Here is a 17,976-nt window from a genome sequence, read left to right as displayed (position 1 = left end):
TTATGTGTATTGCTTTCTGGTAATAAAGCGGTGTGTAAGTTGTCTTCAGAAGATAAACATCTTTTACCAGCCTTTTGTGAGGTACTCGCTAAGTTTGATCCGGAATTCCTCCAATTCATAGAATTCGTGCAAGGAAACTTGAAAAATCCAGATGCTGTAATTGCTACGGGATCTAATAACTCTGCTCAGTATTTCGAAAAGTATTTTGGAGCATATCCTAACATCATTCGCAAAGGGAGAACTTCTTTAGCCGTGTTAACAGGCGAGGAGACCAAAGAAGAATTACAGGCACTCGGAAGCGATATTTTTACGCATTACGGATTGGGTTGTAGAAATGTAACACAAGTATTAATGCCAAAAGATTTTGATATCGATAGATTCTTTGGTGCCATTGTAGATTTTGGAGAAATAATCAACCATAATAAATACGCCAATAACTTCGATTACCACAGGGCTATCTATTTATTGAATCAAGATGATCTTTTAGAAAATGGATTCTTATTGACCAAAGAAGATGATAGATTGTTCTCTCCAATTGGTGTGTTGTTCTACCACAGGTATGAGCACCAAGAAGAAGTGGAGCAATATATAAAAGAGAGGGCAGAAGATATTCAAGCGGTGGTAGGACATAATTACCTTCCTTTTGGATCTGTTCAAAGTCCTGGTTTAGAGGATTATGCAGATGGTGTGAACACCATGGAGTTTATCGCAAACTTAGCATAAAAAGAACTTGTCTTAAATTATCACAAAACTGACTTTCCCTTTCGTAAAGTACTGTTATTTTTGTGTGCGTATTTAGAATACAACAAATTGATATGAAGTATTACAACAATATATTAGAAACCATAGGAAATACTCCTTTGGTGAAGATTAACAAACTAACTAAAGATGTTAAGGCTACAGTCTTGGCAAAAGTAGAAACTACCAACCCAGGTAACTCTGTAAAAGATAGAATGGCTGTGAAAATGGTCGAAGATGCAGAGGAAAAGGGATGGATAAAACCAGGAGGAACTATCATTGAAGGTACTTCAGGTAACACAGGAATGGGACTTGCATTAGCTGCTATTGCGAAGGGATACAAATTAATTTGTGTTTTGGCAGATAAGCAGAGTAAGGAGAAAATGGACATCTTGCGTGCCGTAGGTGCAGAAGTTGTTGTTTGTCCTACAGCAGTTGAACCAGAGGATCCACGTTCTTACTACTCAGTTTCTAAAAGGTTGGCAGAAGAAACACCGAACTCTTGGTATGTGAATCAATACGATAACTTGGCGAACCGCCAGGCGCATTACGAACAAACTGGACCAGAGATTTGGGAACAAACAGAAGGTAAAATCACTCACTTTATCGTAGGTGTTGGAACTGGAGGTACAATTTCAGGAGTTGGTAAATACTTAAAAGAACAAAATCCGAATGTAAAAATTTGGGGGGTAGACACTTACGGTTCTGTATTTAAGAAGTACCACGAAACTGGAATATTCGACGAGAACGAAATTTACCCATACATCACTGAAGGGATTGGAGAAGATATTCTTCCAAAAAATGTTGATTTTGACATTATCGATCACTTTACAAAGGTTACCGATAAAGATGCTGCGGTTTACACACGTAGATTGGCACGTGAAGAAGGTATTTTTGTAGGTAACTCAGCAGGAGCTGCTATCAAAGGTGTATTGCAAATGCAAGATGAACTTACAGAAGATGATGTAGTGGTTGTTTTATTCCACGATCACGGTTCGCGTTACGTTGGTAAAATGTTTAACGACGATTGGATGCGTGAGAGAGGTTTCTTGGAGGAAGAAAAGAAAACAGCTTTAGACTTGATTGAAAGTCATGCCAACTTACCTTTAGTATCTTTAATGAGCGAAGAATTAATCTCGCATGCAGTTTCTAAAATGCGCGATTTTAAAATCTCTCAGATTCCTGTAATGAAGGATGGTGAATTTGTTGGTTTGGTAGATGATAAAACATTGTTTGAGTTATTGATTGATAACCCAAATATCGTCGATGATCCAATTTCTACAGTAATGAAAGACCCATTACCAGTGGTTGAAGCATCTGCAAACATCGATCAAATCTCTAAATTGATCAACAGAGAAACACCGGCTGTTTTGGTGAAATTAGAAAACGGTAAATACAATATTATTACACGTTACGATATCATTGACGCGATAGCATAACATGGAATTTATTGATCAAATGCATAGAACAATCCGCCTGGGCCATGTGCCTGAGCGGATTGTTTCGTTAGTACCCTCTCAAACCGAGTTACTCTATGATTTGGGCTTGGGAGATAGGGTAGTGGGGATAACCAAATTCTGTATACATCCCGAAGAATGGTTCCGTAGTAAAACGCGTGTTGGTGGAACTAAAAATGTTGATTTAGACAAGGTAAAGGCTTTAAAACCGGACCTAATTATAGGGAACAAGGAGGAGAATGAGAAGTCAGACATTTTGGCTTTAGAAGATGTTGCTCCTGTGTGGATGTCAGACATCTTTACACTTTCAGATAGCTTGAAAATGATTCTAGCTTTAGGCGAAATTTTAAAGCTAGAGGATCATGCGCAGAATATGGTAAAGCGCATAGAACAAGAGTTTGTTGCTCTCGAAAAATTAAAGTTAGATCAAAAAGTCTTGTACCTAATTTGGAAAGATCCCTATATGGGAGTAGGACCAAATACCTTTATAGATCATGTTTTACACGATCATTTAGGGGCAACAAATGTCCTTAAAGAGGAAAGATATCCGATGATAGAATTAAGTTCCTTAGCGGAGAAGCCAGAATTGGTTTTATTGAGTTCTGAACCCTATCCGTTTAAAGAAAAACACGTGGCTGAAATTCAAAAGATACTTCCTCAAGCAAAGATATACTTAGTGGATGGAGAATACTTTTCTTGGTATGGGTCCAGACTGCTCGGGGCACCGAAGTATTTTCACCAGTTGTTTAGCGAATAAAAGAAAGCAGGTATTTTACCAGTTCGAGACTCGCTTCTTGTTTGTCTTTGAAACGCATTTCACCTTCTATAGTGAGTTGGTTATTGCCTACTTCATGAGCACAAACTTCAAAGTGCTCAACACGCTCTAAGAGAGTTCTCGAGTTTCTATAGAGCGGAAAGTTGTTTAAAATTCCTAACATAAAAGGATCGGTATCTACGGTAAGTAAATCCTTGATGTCTCCCTTTAATTCGAATTCCTTGGGCTTATTTAAAGTCGTAAAAGAAGGGTTTTCATTAATTCCCACATAAATTTCATGCGCATTCAGGTGCAGAACATAGAAATATTCTCCTAAAATTTTAAGTGGAGGAAACTCCATGGTCCCATCTTCTGAAAGGCTTATCCCTGCGGTATTAAAATCTTCAATTTTTAAACTATCCTTAAAATGAAATACACCATTAAATTGAGGGAGTAATTTGAGTTGAGTGTGTTCTGTTTTTAGTTTAACACCTTTGTAATGCATTTGAGTAGATACTATACCTTCAGTAGGTATCCCCAACATCTTTAAACTCCCGTTAAAGTAATGGTTGAGCGTGTCGGGTAATTCTCCCGTTACGGCGTTGACCAAACTCGTATCGTCCGTGATATAATGAAACTGCTGATGCTGTTTTACTTTAACAGGATTCTTGGTGCCAGCACCCAGAAGTTCGATTTTGTTATCAATTAAATTGATGGATGAAATACTTTCTTGCACATTACTTTCAATATCACCTGAGATATAAACTTGAATCTGATCCTCCTCATTTTTGGCCTGGATAAATTTGTTTCTTGCAGGAGATTTAACGATGTCTTGCACCAATAAATTATCTATATGTTGGCGAAGTTCATTCGTGAAAGCAACGTCATTGGTATCGTTGATAACCAGACAAGCCAGTCCTTTATGAAAACTAATATAGTAAGGGAAGTTTTCTATTTTTTCTTTTAAAAGCTGTGGGTTTTCAGGTTTAAATAAAACGGCAGTAACTAATTTTTGATTCCACTTTTCTTGGAAGAATAAGAGCTCATTTTTCGGGAAGAGATGCTGTATTACATCATCAAAATCTCCTTTTTCGGATTTATCGAGTTTTATGAGGTCTTTTCTACGTAGTTTTTGCTTAAAGATTACATCGCTAATTACTGGACCTAACAAACGTTTGTTGTTAATTTTTAGCGCAAAATAAGTGTCTTGGGGTAGGTGGTTTTCTAACTGTTCTGGAGTGAAGGATTGTATCCCCTTGAACACGTAAAAAGTGATCCACGAAAAGCAAATGAGGCTCAGTACAACAAGTAAGTTTTTAATCTTCTGCATTGCGTAATCTTGTGCTCACAAAAATAGATAAATATTCCAGCCTTCATTGGAATTTAAAGCTTTAGTTTAAATAACTTATTTACTATTTTACTGTAAAATATTTAACTCTCATCCATAACGAAAAAGTGTACCTTTGCAGCATGTCATTTTGGAACGGTTTATTGAGATTGGCGGGTTGGGATGTTGACAAAACAGCCCCTGAAGGCATTAAGAAAATGGTAATTGTGGTGGGACCACATACCTCTAATTGGGATTTTATTATTGGTTATTTGGCCTTGAGATCTTACAAAGTGAAAGCAAAGTTCCTTATTAAAAAAGAGCTTTTTGTTGGACCCTTAGGTTGGTTTTTACGCAATGCCGGAGGGGTTCCTGTCGATAGAAAAAACAAGAATGTCAATTTTACTGATCAGGCTGTTCGCTACTTCAAGGAGAATGATGAAATGTTTCTAATTTTTACCCCAGAAGCAACCCGCAGCTATAATCCAAATTGGAAACTTGGTTTTTACTATATCGCTAAACGTGCCAATGTCCCCATCTATATTTGTTACCTAGATTATAAAAATAAAAAAGGTGGATTTCTGAAGCCTTTTGAAATGACCGGTGATGTGGATGCAGATGTAGCAGAAATCAAAAATACCTTGAGTCAATTCGAAGGGAAGATTCCTGAAAATGGAATTAGAAGAGTAGAGGATGAGTAACTAAAGTTTAAAGTCCTTTTTTGCGTATTCTACAGCTAGTTTAGCGGCATTAAGTGCTAAAGGAATTCCTCCTCCAGGATGAACCGAAACTCCTGCAAAGTACAAGCCTTTTATGTTGTTATGCTTGTTGGAATGTCTGTAAAATGCAGCGAATTTATTATTACTTGCGTTTCCGTAAATCGCACCCATTTTTCCAAAATAATCCTTTTCTATACTTATAGGACTCATTACATCTTCTACTTCAATTAAAGCAGATAAATCAGTATCCAACTCCTTGCTTAATCGCGATAGAATAATGTTGCGTAATGTAGGAATCGCATCTTCCCAATTTTGACCTACATTGTTGGGTACATTAACCATGACAAACCAATTTTCACAACCCTTCGGAGCATCGCTTTCTACTTCTTTTGACGTGATATTAACGTAGATACTTGGATCGAAATAAATTTGTTTATCATCAAAAATTGTGTGGAATTCATCCCTGTAATCCGTATTGAAGAAAACGTTGTGTAGCCCTAATTCCGGGAACGACTTTTTTATCCCCCAATAAAAAACAACCGCAGAACTTGATTTTTCTTGTTCTAATATGTTTTTAGGTATTTTTTCTTGAGGTAATAGTTTTTCGTAGGTGAAATTGATATCCATGTTAGACACTACAATGTCGGCAGGGTAAAGTCCGTTCTTCGTACGAATACCACGTACATCTCTTCCGTTTAATTGAATTTCTTCTACTTTCTCATTGAGGTAAAATTTCACCCCTAATTCTTTGCATAAATCACCCAATGCAGAAGAGATCTGTTGCATACCTTTTTCGGGTAAATACACACCTTCGTTTACTTCTAAATGCGAAATCATGTTGAGCATCGCCGGAGCCTTGTAAGGATCACTTCCATTGTAGGTGGCAAAACGATTGAAAAACTGTAAGGTTTTTGGGTTAAAAAAGAATTTTTTATTCTCACTGTTCATGGTTTCAGAAAGTGCATAGCTGCTAATGTTAACCAATGCTTTAACCAATTTCCATCCCAAGAGGCTTTTGAAGTTATGCAGTGATTTTTCAATGAACAAAGGGGAGATTAACTTGTAATTTTTTGCTGCCTTGTCTAAATATTGATGCAGGGTGGTTGGATTTTCGCCGAGTTTCTCAGATAGGAGTTTTACTTGTTCCTCTCTGTCATTGGGTAAGGTAAAACGAGTACCGTCCGGGTAAAAGTAGCGGAAACCCTCATCTATTTTTTTGTAAGGAAAATTAAAAGGTTTGTGCGCGAATTTGTATAGGTCTTCGATGTAATGTGGAGCTGTAAACACAGACGGACCTGTGTCAAATCTATATTTCCCCAACTTCTTGTTGTTGATTTTACCTCCAATGAAAGGATTGGCTTCAAACAGCATGACCTTGCATCCTTCTTTGGCCAACCTTATTGCTGAAGCCAAACCACCTATTCCAGAACCTATTACTATCGCTTTTTTCATAACACAAAAAAACGGGTATTGAAATTCAATACCCGTTGGTTAATGTACAAATAATTATCCTTTGTAAAATGGTAATTTCACCACTTTTGCTTTCACATTCTTTTTACGTACCGCTACAAAGATTTCAGTATCTAATGCTGCGTTTTCTACAGTAACATATCCTAAACCAATTCCTTTGTTTAATGAAGGAGACATAGTTCCTGAAGTTACAATTCCAATTTCATTTCCTTCAGCATCAACTAAAGTGTAGTCGTGTCTTGGAATACCTTTTTCAACCATTTCAAAAGCAACCAACTTACGTTTAACACCTTCTTCTTTTTGTTCTTTTAAAGCTTCAGAATTAACGAAGTCTTTCGTGAATTTAGTAATCCAACCCAAACCAGCTTCTAATGGAGAAGTTGTGTCGTTAATATCATTACCGTATAAACAGTAACCCATTTCTAAACGCAAAGTATCACGTGCAGCTAACCCAATTGGCTTAATTCCAAAGTCTGCACCTGCTTTCATCACTTCATTCCAAACGTGCTCAGCATCTTCGTTTTTGATGTAGATTTCAAAACCACCTGATCCTGTGTAACCTGTCGCAGAAATAATAACATTATCTCTACCGGCAAAAGTACCTTCTTCAAAAGTGTAGAATTTAATGTTAGATAAATCTGTAGCCGTTAAGCTTTGCATAGCTTCTGCAGCTTTAGGACCTTGAATAGCCAATAAAGAGTACTCCTCAGAAGCATCAGTCATTTTAGCTCCCATTGTATTGTGAGATGAAATCCAATTCCAATCCTTTTCAATGTTCGAAGCATTTACTACCAAAAGGTATTTTTCAGCATTAAACCTGTAAATAATTAAATCATCAACAATACCACCATCGTTATTAGGCATACAGCTGTACTGAGCTTTACCGTCAGTTAATTTACTTGCATCATTCGATGAGATTTTCTGAATCAATTCTAAGGCTTTATCACCCTCGATAAAAAACTCTCCCATGTGAGAAACATCAAAAACACCAACATCTTTTCTAACTGTTTCATGTTCTACTTTTACTCCTTCATATTGAACAGGCATGTTATATCCTGCAAAAGGAACCATCTTTGCATTAAGTGCTTCGTGCACATGTGTTAAAGCTGTATTTTTCATCTCAATCGTGCTTTTAAGGTAAATATCCCAATATCGGGGTTTACAATTATAACTCTAGTTTCTTCGCTTAATAGCTGAGGGCGCAAAATTAATAACTTTCGTTAAGCTCCAATCAATTTTATTGAAATCCTAACATTAATTACATTAATTTTATCTTTGCGGAACAAGCACTATTTACTTTTCTTTATGAAATTACCAAGTACGAGTACACCCAGGTGGATAATTATTTTGGGAGATTTATTTATTTCCTTGTTAGCACTGGTGATTGCATATTTAATTCGTTTCGATTTTTACTCAGACATCTCTGTAATTAAGGAAGAATTATCAATCATTCAATTTTCCATCCCCATCTTTCTTTTGGTGAAATATTTGGTTTTCTATACCTACCAAGTTCACAAAGGTTTGGTTCGATTTACCTCAACAGAGGATTTGAAACGACTTTTCTTAGCAGTTCTCACATCTAGTTTATTATTTGGAGTAATAGGGTTGTTTAGGTACACCCTCGTAGATAACTATTTTCTTTTCCCCACTTCTGTGGTGATTATTGAGTTTTTTGTTTCTGTTGTAATTCTTACGGGGAGTAGGTTTGCGGTAAAAAGTTTGCACTACGATAAGTCCAAAGAAAAACAAAAGAAAGTAAAACGAGTACTTATTTATGGTGCTGGAGTTTCTGGATTAATCACAAAAAGGACGATAGAAAAAGACACATTAAACGATTATCAAATCATTGGTTTTTTAGATGATAACAAAAAGTTAAAAGGTAATCGTTTAGAAGGAAGAGTAATCTTTCACACGAGTTCATTTGAGAAATTAGTTGCAGATGAAGGAGTAGATGAGTTAATCATCGCTATTCAAAAGCCCGATCCTAGTTTGAAAAAGGATTTAATTGAAAGGGCGCTGAAATTAGACATTGAAGTGGTTACCGTGCCTTCCGTTAAAAGTTGGATTAATGGAGAGTTTTCTACCAAACAGATTAAAAAGGTAAGAATTGAAGATTTGTTGGGTCGAAAGCAAATTGTGTTGGATGAAGACCAGATCAAAGAGGATATACAGGGAAAGGTTGTTTTGATTACTGGTGCCGCTGGATCTATTGGTAGTGGTATGGTGAGACAGCTCACGCGCTACGGTGCTAAAAAATTGATTTTACTCGATCAAGCAGAGTCGCCTTTGTATGATTTGCAGAATGAATTGATCAACAACCTCGATTTTCATGAGTTTGAATTAGTGATTGGAGATATTCGTTCTTTCCACAGAATGGAGAAGTTATTCCGTACGCGTAAACCTGAAATGGTCTATCACGCGGCAGCTTACAAGCATGTTCCTTTAATGGAAGAAAATCCTTCTGAAGCCATGTTGACCAACATAAAAGGTACGCGTAATTTAGTGAAGTTGAGTGATCAGTATGGCGTAGAAAAATTTGTTATGATTTCTACGGATAAGGCAGTGAACCCAACCAATGTTATGGGGGCCTCTAAGCGAGTAGCGGAATTGTTTGCACAAGCCATTAATTTAAATTCTAAAACGCAGTTTATCACCACCAGGTTCGGAAATGTACTTGGGTCCAACGGCTCGGTAATACCTTTGTTCAGAAAACAAATCGATCAGGGAGGACCTATCACGGTAACGCACAAAGATGTTACGCGTTATTTTATGACTATTCCTGAAGCTTGTCAACTTGTTTTGGAGGCTGGTACCATGGGGAATGGTGGAGAGATTTTTGTATTTGACATGGGGGAATCTGTAAAAATTATGGATTTGGCCAAGAAAATGATACGCTTGAGTGGTTTAGAACTGGGGAAAGATATTAGTATTAAAGTAACCGGTTTAAGGCCTGGCGAAAAACTGTATGAGGAATTACTGTCAAATGCAGAAAATACGATAGAAACACATCACCCTCAAATATTAAAAGCCATACTGCCTCAGGTGGATGTGGACAATATTAGAAAGGTAGAAGAGTTAATAACATTATTTGACAATCAGGATAATTATCAAATTGTAGGAAGTATGAAAGCCATAGTTCCTGAGTTTAAGAGTAATAATTCTGAATTTGAAAGTTTAGACAATGACAAAGCCAGCTAAAATACACGTACGATTTGCAGATTGCGACATGATGGGGCACGTAAACAATGCCGTTTACCTCAGTTATTTCGAAATGGCGCGTATGCACTATTTTGAGCAAGTCATTGATAAGAAGTGGGACTGGAAAAAACAGGGTATAGTTTTGGTGAAAAACACGGTAGAATACATGGGACCGGTTTTTTTACATGATGAACCTCAAATTTTTGTTAAGGTAAGCCACGTGGGAAACAAAAGTTTTACAATGATTTATGATCTACAGGTAAATGGAATTACCAAAACAAAGGGAGAGTCGGTTTTAGTATGTTTTGATTTCTTAGCCAATAAAACGGCAGAAGTTTACCCAGAAATGAAGGAAGCGCTTACAAAAATATCTTAGTATGAAGAATTGGATTTTATTGGTTTTGGTAATAATGGTTCAAAGTTTTGTCTTCGGACAAATGGAGAAGCTAGGAGAGCCGTGTTACCAAAAGACCTTGGATAGGAAAGAGGCCATGAAAAAAAGCAGGTCTCGTTATGTAGAATGGGAGTGTGGAAAAGATCCAGAAATCGTAGATTGTAATCAGGCTCTTCAGTTAGACCCTGAAACAGAACGCGTATACACCAATGGAAGTGCCAATGATTTTTCTACAGGTGGTCAACTTTTCACCGGGTACTGCGAATCTTGCCACGACAATGGTATACGTAAACGTTTAGTCTACTTTGAAAATGGTTTACAAAACGGAAAAGACACCACGTATTACGAGTCTGGTTGCCCACTCGTGGTTACAAGCTATATAGCAGGAAAAGAAAATGGAACATGGACAAAATTCTTTGATAGTTCAGGATATGTAGCATGGGAAATTAATTTCTTAGACAATAAGAAACACGGTAGAAGTATATATTTTGCTCAATACCCTAATGGAGAAGATAGAAATGGTCACCCTAGATATACCATAGATACGCTAAAAATTGAAAGTTTCGTTAATGGAATTTTGGATGGAACCAAAAAGGAATTTTACAAGGATTCTAAAATTAAGCGCGAAGTAAACTACAAAATGGGTGAATTACACGGGGCGTTTAAAACCTATGGAGAAGACGGAACGCTGTTAGAAGATCTCAATTTTGAAGATGGGGAAAAGGAAGGTGAACAGAAATATTATTACGATAATGGAGCTCCTTTGAGAACTGAAAATTGGAAGAAGCACTTAAAAGAAGGTAATTTCACTACTTTCTATATTCAAGGCCATGTGCAGAAGTCTGAGGTGTATAAAAAAGGACAGAAGCACGGATGGTTTGAAGAGCGATTTCCAGACAACTCAATTAAGCGTAGAGCTTTGTATGAGAAGGATGTTTTGATTGAGGAACATGTATTTGATAAATACGGAAACGAAATCAAAACCTTTGGAGTAGAAGAGGAGGAAAATGCAGCAGAGGATGATGCAATGCCTACTGAAAAAGGGAAGAAGAAAAGAAAGCGTAAAAAGAAAAGGAAAGAAGCAAAAGAAGAAGAATAACAAAAAGGTCTCTAGATACAACTAGAGGCCTTTTTTTGTCGCCTTTATTTAGAACTATTCAATCTTAAAAAATCAAATCCCATAGAGCTTTTAAATAAGATTCAAATTTGTTAAATTCGCACATCTTTAAATTTATAAAGCACAAAAAGACTATGGCGTTTGATATAGACATGATTAAAGCTGTATACGACAGATACCCTGAGCGTATTGCAGCTGCTCGTAAAGTTGTTAATAAACCATTAACGCTTGCAGAGAAAATTTTATACACTCACCTTTGGGAAGGTGAAGCAACTCAAGCTTTTGAAAGAGGTAACTCTTACGTTGATTTTGCTCCAGATAGAGTAGCAATGCAGGATGCAACAGCGCAAATGGCTTTGTTACAGTTCATGCAAGCAGGTAAGGATAAAGTTGCAGTGCCTTCTACAGCACACGCAGATCACCTTATTCAAGCCAAGTTAGGTGCAACTAAAGATTTACAAGAAGGTATCAACAAGAACAACGAGGTATTTAACTTCTTAAGTTCTGTATGTGATAAATACGGTATTGGTTTCTGGAAACCAGGCGCAGGTATTATTCACCAAGTAGTTTTAGAAAACTACGCTTTCCCTGGTGGAATGATGATAGGTACTGACTCTCACACTGTAAATGCCGGAGGTTTAGGTATGGTTGCAGTTGGTGTTGGTGGTGCTGACGCAGTAGACGTAATGGCAGGTATGGCTTGGGAGTTGAAGTTCCCAAAACTTATCGGTGTTAAGTTAACTGGTAAATTGAATGGATGGACTGCTCCAAAAGACGTAATCTTAAAAGTAGCTGATATCTTAACAGTAAAAGGTGGTACAGGATGTATCGTTGAATACTTTGGAGAAGGTGCTGAGTCTATGTCTTGTACAGGTAAAGGTACAATCTGTAACATGGGAGCTGAGATAGGAGCTACAACTTCTACTTTCGGTTACGATGATTCAATGAGAAGATACTTAAAGTCTACAGGTAGAGCTGATGTTGTTGAGTTAGCTGACCAAGTAGCAGAGCACTTAACAGGTGATGCTGAAGTTTACGCAAACCCAGAGCAATACTTCGATCAAGTAATTGAAATCGATTTAGATAAATTAATGCCACACTTGAATGGACCATTTACTCCAGACTTAGCGACGGAAGTAGGATCTATGACAGATAAGGCAAACGAAAATGGATGGCCATTAGACGTAGAATGGGGATTAATTGGATCTTGTACTAACTCTTCTTACGAAGATTTATCAAGAGCTGCATCTATCGCTAAACAAGCCGTAGATAAAGGATTAGTTACGAAGGCGCAATTTGGTATTAACCCAGGTTCTGAGCAAGTAAGATATACAGCAGAAAGAGATGGTTTATTGAAAACTTTCGAAGATTTAGATGCTACTATCTTTACAAATGCATGTGGACCATGTATCGGACAATGGGGAAGATACAGCGATCCTAAGAACGCTCCTAAAAACTCTATCGTTCACTCTTTCAACCGTAACTTCGCGAAGAGAGCTGATGGTAACCCAAATACACACGCATTCGTTGCTTCACCAGAAATGGTAGCTGCAATTGCAATTTCAGGAAGATTGGATTTCAACCCAATTACTGACACATTAACAAACAAAAACGGAGAGGAAGTAAAATTAGATCCACCACACGGAGATGAGCTTCCAACAAAAGGATTCGCAGTTGAAGATAACGGATATCAAGCACCAGCAGAAGATGGTTCTGGAATCGAGGTTATCGTAAACGAAGATTCTGAGCGTTTACAATTGTTAACTCCTTTTGCTGCTTGGGATGGTGAAAACATCACTGGAGCAAAATTGTTAATCAAAGCTGAAGGTAAATGTACTACTGACCACATCTCTATGGCTGGACCATGGTTGAGATACAGAGGTCACTTAGATAACATCTCTAACAACTGTTTAATCGGTGCTGTGAATGCATTCGGAGGAGCTACAAACGAAGTAGTAAACCAATTAACAGGAGATAAATCAGAAGTTCCTGCTGCAGCAAGAGCTTACAAAGCAGCTGGAGTTCCTACAGTAGTAGTAGGAGATCACAACTACGGTGAAGGTTCTTCTAGAGAGCACGCGGCAATGGAGCCACGTCACTTAGGTGTAAGAGCGGTAATCGTTAAATCATTTGCACGTATCCACGAAACTAACTTGAAAAAACAAGGTATGTTAGGATTAACGTTTGATAATGAAGCTGATTACGATAAAATCAAAGAAGATGATACATTCAACTTCGTTGATTTAGCGGAATTCGCACCAGGAAAACAATTGACATTAGAAGTAGCACACGCTGATGGATCAACAGATACAATCATGTTGAACCACACGTACAATGCTCAGCAAATTGAATGGTTTAAAGCAGGTTCAGCATTGAACTTAATTAAATCTCAAGCTGCTGCAAACGCATAAGCACTTTAGAATTTTAAAGATGAGGGAGAATCAATATTGGTTCTCCCTTTTTTTTGTTCTTTTTGGCCCAACAATTGTAATAGTGCAAAAAGAAATTAATATTTGAAATAAATAAATTCACTATGAAAAGAATCTACAAGTTATTATTAGTCTGTACCGCAATGATTTCGGTAAGTACTACCGTCGAAGCACAAAGCGCTCCTAGAGAGGGAGATATTATTTTAAACCCTTATTACGGAGGTCCAAATTTTGGGAAAAACTTATTCTCAAATTCGACAATAGAAGTGAATGATAATGAAATACAGTCTGTAAATACAACCACTACTGGATTAGGTCCTATGGGATTAAGAGGTGGTTACATGCTTTCAGATAAAGTGATGATCGGATTAGATGTAATTTATAACGGTTTTACAACTGAATATACCTACACCAAACAAAATGATCCTGTGGTTTACAACGGAAGATTAACCATGAATCGCGTTCGTGTTCAGGCAAGGTTTAACTTTAACTTTGAAACTTCTTCTAATGTTTTCAAACCATATTTTGGAGCTGGTATCGGATATAACGGTAGATTTTGGACAATAGAAGATAACGGTCAGAATATACAAGAGGGAGATGTCAATGGATTGCCAGCTGCTATTCTCCCAGTGTCTGCTCGTATAGCTTTTGGGTCGAACTTTTTTATCACTGATCAAATCGCTATCAATGGAGAAATTGGATTGGGTGGACCTGTATTATCTGCGGGGTTAACCTTTAAATTATAATTAGTACAGAAACAAAAAAGGCTGCCTAAGTAGGCAGCCTTTTTTTATGCGTTTTTTGGTCCAAATTTTTTATCTAATCCGTAGATGAAGTTTCTTAAAAATTGATCATGGCATTCTCTGTAATGCTTGTGTCCTGGTTTTCTAAAAAGTGCATTCAACTCGGCTTTCCCTACCTTTAATCCTACGAGTGTAAACAAATCTAAGATGTCCACATCCGTTAAAGCGTAAGCTATTTTTAATTTTTTTAGAATAAGGTTATTCGTGAGTTTTTTTTCAGCTACAGGAAGTGGCCCTTCTTTCTTTCCTCTTTTGTTGTTGATCACACCATTTAAAAAGTAAGCCAGGTTTTCGTCGTTGATGGCAGCGAATTGCTCATCGTCATCTTTTTTAAGCCAGTCACTTACTTCACTTCTTGTTACTTCTTTACCCGCAGAAGCAAAAGTTGCCATCATTTTATCGTCTCCGTAATCTAGGATGTAGCGTAGTTTTCTTATTATATCGTTGTTGGTCATTATTCCTTAATTAAATTGTATTCATTCAATAAAAGCTTCCATTCTAAACTTTCAGTCGCTTTTGTAATCTGTAAAGATATTTTCTTTTTTAGATCAGATGGAATTTCTTTGCTAAAAGCCATGGCATAAAATTGTGAGTTAAAGCTAAAATCTAAGCATTCAAAGGTGTTGTTCTCATCTGTGTTGATGATGTGTTGTAAGATAGGTTGGTCATAAGCAATGTAATCAATTTCCTCTTTCTCTAAGGCTTCTAAAGCCGCATCTATGGTAAGGTAATAGTGTACATTGTTAAAGAAGTTGTCTTCAAACCATTTTGCTGTTCCCGAGTTTTTAACGGTTGCAATGTTCTTATTTTTTAAATCTTGTGTTTTACTTATGTTGGTATTCATTTCATTAGTGGTTAAACTAGATGCTATTCCCGCCGTGAAACTACTGATGATAATGATCGCGGTAAACATCCAAAATAGCGCAATTATTCTTCCTCCCAAGGATTTGGGAGATTTATCTCCGTATCCTACAGTTGTCATAGTAACCGCACTCCACCAGAATCCGTTCCATAGTCCTTTTAAACCGTTTCCAAACTCTTCTTGATTATGTTTTCGTTCAAATACCCAAACGGCAAATCCAAATATTAATATCACAAAGCAAAGCGCTCCTAAGGCTTTAAAAAAGTTCAAGGAGAAAAAAGACATGAAAAAACTCCAGCTTTTTTTCCATGTGGGCACTGCACGCGTAAGCAAGGTTGTTTTTGTAGTGTAAAAAGGTACTGAGAATTCAAATTTTTCCAAACGCTGGCTCGTAATGCTCAAAGGTGATATGCAAATGTCCACAGTTCCCTCTTCTAATTGCACAAGCATTTGTTCGAAACTGAGTACTTGAAGTTCTTGGTTTAAGTCTAACCCTTCGTTTACTTGGTTCCATAACCACGCTCCTGGACCTTGTAAATTGTCATTTTCAACATCTATAAAAGGAGGTGTGATGTGATAAGCTATGGTCAAATTAGTATCCTGATATGCAGGTGCCTTTTTTACTTGTGCCCAGCTTAAGCTTGTAGCCATGAATAGAATTAGTAATGTACTTATTAGGTGTTTCATAATTTTATATCCTTTTTTCGCAAGTAGTTTTGTATGGGGAGTTCAAAATAGCGATAACTGATTTTTGCCCATCCTAAACTGATGAACAAAGATAAACTTATGTATAGAAAAAGTAAGAGTGGGGAATAGCTTAGGTCAAAATAGAGTGTAAGAGAGGTTAACGTATAGAGTACGAATACATGATAAACGTAAAAACCATAGGAGGAAATCCCCATTTTTCTGATAAAGTTATTGTGTTCAAGAAAAAAGGTCTTTTTTGAGTTTGTGATTAAATCTATAAGTATAAATCCAAAAGCTAATCCAATTACAAAACGTTCTCCCCATCTTAATGCAGGAGTGAAGATTTGATATTGAAAGAGAAGCATACTCAAGATGACTAAATATACTCCAAGGCGTATAGGGAGGTTCAACGACTTGAAGTACCGCTGTATTTTGTTTTGGTAATAGCTTACTGCTAGTAATCCTCCAATTCCAAAATCCGACATAACAGAAAAACTATGGTAGTAGATTATATCCGTTTCTTCTCCGTGTAGAAAACGAAAAATCAGAGATACTACAATAAGTAAAGGATAAAGAAGGTAAAATGCTATAGCAGTCTTTTTTCTGAATAGGAAGAGAATTAAGGCGACCAGGAAATAGTATTGACATTCCACAGCAATGGTCCACAAAGGGGTGAGGTAGTTTAGGTGGTCTAGCGCCCCCGTTTCTATTTCTTCAAAATTAAACGTGAAACTATAAAAGGACGATATATCGTAGATGGGTGTTTCTCCCCAAGGTGCAAGTGGAAATAGTAGATAGCAAAACCCCACAAACAAGAAGTAAAGCGGCAAGATTCGTAAGGACCTTTGTTTTAAAAATCGCCAACCCGTGTAGGGTTGAGCATCACTATTTTTTTCTAAGGCGAGATAGCTGATTAAAAAACCACTGAGAATAAAGAAAAGATTAACACCGAGTTGACCTTTACTTATGAAATAGGAGTAAAGCCTACTTTCGTGGATATCTATCCAGTTTTCTCTAAAAAGGGTGAATGCATGGAACACAAAAATAAAGAGTGCTGCAACAAAACGTAAACCGTAGAGGTTAAGGAAATACGTTTTCTTCTTCTTTTTATAGTCCGAAATGTCGTTCAAGCTTTACGATTTCTTAAATTAGCAACCAAAATAATACAATAAAAGGAGAATGACTTACGACGTAGCTATTATTGGAGGAGGAATTGTTGGAGCAGCAACTTTTTACAAATTGCAAAAGCAAAATCCAGATTTAAATATCGTTTTAATTGAAAAAGAAAAGCGTTTTGCAGATCACCAAACAGGTAATAACTCTGGTGTAATTCACTCAGGTTTGTATTATAAGCCAGGTTCTTTAAAAGCAGAAAACTGTGTGAAGGGTAGACACGAATTAGTGGCTTTTGCCAAGGAGCATAACGTTTCCCACGATGTGTGTGGTAAAGTGGTTGTGGCTACTAAAGAGTCTGAATTGCCTTTCATGGACAAAATTTTCGAAAACGGTATTGCGAACAATACAGAAGGAATTGAAAAGATTACGGGAGAGCAAGTAAAAGATCACGAACCTTTCGTAGAAGGTATAGCTGGTATTTGGGTACCGTGTACTGGAATTATCGACTTTAGAGGTGCTACCGAGAAAATGGTAGAGATTGCTGAAGGAATGAACGAAGCTTCTAAAGCTATTTTAGGTGAAGAAGTGATTGCGATTGAAAAAGGAGAGGGGAAAAGCACTGTAGTGTGTTCTTCGACTAAATACGAAGCAAAACATTTGATTTTCTGTGCAGGATTGCAAGCCGATAGAATGGCCAAGAAAGATGGGGTGGACTTAAAAGAAAAGGTAGTTGGGTTTAGAGGTGACTACTACGAATTAACCGATCAAGCGAAACACAAAGTAAATAACTTAATCTATCCTGTTCCCAATCCAGATTTCCCTTTCTTGGGTGTACACTTTACGCGTATGACAGATGGTGAAATAGAATGTGGACCTAATGCCGTGTTTACATTTAAAAGAGAAGG

Annotated in this window: 16 protein-coding genes; 10 read left to right on the top strand and 6 right to left on the bottom strand. The window is 37.1% G+C overall.

Annotated features, from left to right (window positions below; translation table 11 throughout):
* The 3 genes from AC22ZQ_RS05105 to AC22ZQ_RS05095 form a co-directional block, all read left to right on the top strand.
* On the top strand, positions 1-723 hold a 723-nt coding region (locus AC22ZQ_RS05105), incomplete at its 5' end, for an acyl-CoA reductase (RefSeq protein WP_318957682.1).
* A gap of 92 nt (positions 724-815) precedes the next feature.
* Positions 816-2,177 (top strand): pyridoxal-phosphate dependent enzyme, encoded by a 1,362-nt coding sequence (locus tag AC22ZQ_RS05100; protein ID WP_318957681.1) that lies wholly within the window; start codon positions 816-818, stop codon positions 2,175-2,177.
* Between the two features lie 19 nt (positions 2,178-2,196).
* Positions 2,197-2,952, top strand: coding sequence for an ABC transporter substrate-binding protein (locus tag AC22ZQ_RS05095; RefSeq protein ID WP_318957679.1), 756 nt, complete (start codon positions 2,197-2,199; stop codon positions 2,950-2,952).
* On the opposite strand, the gene AC22ZQ_RS05090 is transcribed toward AC22ZQ_RS05095, so the two are convergent.
* The gene (locus tag AC22ZQ_RS05090) at positions 2,942-4,279 is read right to left on the bottom strand and encodes a hypothetical protein (protein ID WP_318957677.1); all 1,338 of its coding nucleotides are present in this window, start codon (positions 4,277-4,279) and stop codon (positions 2,942-2,944) included. The two genes, AC22ZQ_RS05095 and AC22ZQ_RS05090, sit on opposite strands and share 11 nt — an antisense overlap.
* A 140-nt stretch (positions 4,280-4,419) precedes the next feature.
* On the opposite strand from AC22ZQ_RS05090, the gene AC22ZQ_RS05085 reads away from it, so the two are divergent.
* Complete coding sequence (locus AC22ZQ_RS05085) at positions 4,420-4,977, top strand: 1-acyl-sn-glycerol-3-phosphate acyltransferase (RefSeq protein WP_318957675.1); 558 nt, start codon at positions 4,420-4,422, stop codon at positions 4,975-4,977.
* On the opposite strand, the gene crtD is transcribed toward AC22ZQ_RS05085, so the two are convergent.
* Both crtD and gcvT read right to left on the bottom strand, forming a co-directional pair.
* On the bottom strand, positions 4,978-6,447 hold the full coding sequence (gene crtD, locus AC22ZQ_RS05080; protein ID WP_318957674.1) for a 1-hydroxycarotenoid 3,4-desaturase CrtD: 1,470 nt from the start codon (positions 6,445-6,447) through the stop codon (positions 4,978-4,980). It lies immediately after the preceding gene.
* A gap of 54 nt (positions 6,448-6,501) precedes the next feature.
* Positions 6,502-7,584, bottom strand: a complete 1,083-nt coding sequence (gcvT, locus tag AC22ZQ_RS05075) for a glycine cleavage system aminomethyltransferase GcvT (protein ID WP_318957673.1) — start codon at positions 7,582-7,584, stop codon at positions 6,502-6,504.
* A gap of 186 nt (positions 7,585-7,770) precedes the next feature.
* On the opposite strand from gcvT, the gene AC22ZQ_RS05070 reads away from it, so the two are divergent.
* From AC22ZQ_RS05070 to AC22ZQ_RS05050, 5 genes are all read left to right on the top strand, one after another.
* Positions 7,771-9,663 carry a polysaccharide biosynthesis protein gene (locus AC22ZQ_RS05070; protein WP_318957672.1) on the top strand — a complete coding sequence of 631 codons (1,893 nt, stop codon included), beginning with the start codon at positions 7,771-7,773 and terminating at the stop codon, positions 9,661-9,663.
* Positions 9,647-10,039, top strand: a complete 393-nt coding sequence (locus AC22ZQ_RS05065; protein ID WP_318957670.1) for an acyl-CoA thioesterase — start codon at positions 9,647-9,649, stop codon at positions 10,037-10,039. Before AC22ZQ_RS05070 ends, AC22ZQ_RS05065 begins: the two co-directional genes overlap by 17 nt.
* A 1-nt stretch (position 10,040) precedes the next feature.
* Positions 10,041-11,156, top strand: a complete 1,116-nt coding sequence (locus AC22ZQ_RS05060) for a toxin-antitoxin system YwqK family antitoxin (RefSeq protein WP_318957668.1) — start codon at positions 10,041-10,043, stop codon at positions 11,154-11,156.
* A 152-nt stretch (positions 11,157-11,308) separates the two neighbouring features.
* A complete protein-coding gene (locus AC22ZQ_RS05055; protein WP_318957667.1) occupies positions 11,309-13,585 on the top strand; it encodes an aconitate hydratase in 2,277 nt (758 codons plus the stop codon).
* Between the two features lie 122 nt (positions 13,586-13,707).
* The gene (locus tag AC22ZQ_RS05050; protein ID WP_318957666.1) at positions 13,708-14,349 is read left to right on the top strand and encodes an outer membrane beta-barrel protein; all 642 of its coding nucleotides are present in this window, start codon (positions 13,708-13,710) and stop codon (positions 14,347-14,349) included.
* Between the two features lie 44 nt (positions 14,350-14,393).
* On the opposite strand, the gene AC22ZQ_RS05045 is transcribed toward AC22ZQ_RS05050, so the two are convergent.
* Genes AC22ZQ_RS05045 through AC22ZQ_RS05035 form a run of 3 tightly spaced genes read right to left on the bottom strand, consistent with a single transcriptional unit; the run spans position 14,394 to position 17,085 of the window.
* Entirely contained in the window at positions 14,394-14,861 is a 468-nt protein-coding gene (locus AC22ZQ_RS05045) for a YehS family protein (protein ID WP_318957664.1), read from the bottom strand.
* Positions 14,861-15,955: a transporter substrate-binding domain-containing protein gene (locus AC22ZQ_RS05040; RefSeq protein ID WP_318957663.1), complete on the bottom strand. Its 1,095-nt coding sequence runs from the start codon at positions 15,953-15,955 to the stop codon at positions 14,861-14,863. The genes AC22ZQ_RS05045 and AC22ZQ_RS05040 overlap by 1 nt, the downstream gene beginning before the upstream one ends.
* Complete coding sequence (locus tag AC22ZQ_RS05035; protein WP_318957662.1) at positions 15,952-17,085, bottom strand: acyltransferase family protein; 1,134 nt, start codon at positions 17,083-17,085, stop codon at positions 15,952-15,954. Before AC22ZQ_RS05035 ends, AC22ZQ_RS05040 begins: the two co-directional genes overlap by 4 nt.
* 49 nt (positions 17,086-17,134) lie before the next feature.
* Here AC22ZQ_RS05035 and lhgO point away from each other — a divergent pair.
* The coding region (gene lhgO, locus AC22ZQ_RS05030; protein WP_318957660.1) for an L-2-hydroxyglutarate oxidase at positions 17,135-17,976 on the top strand (842 nt) is incomplete at its 3' end.

The organism is Lishizhenia sp., from assembly GCF_057456495.1.
The sequence above is the reverse complement of the archived record's forward strand: the minus strand, read 5'-3'. Positions and strand labels throughout refer to the sequence as shown.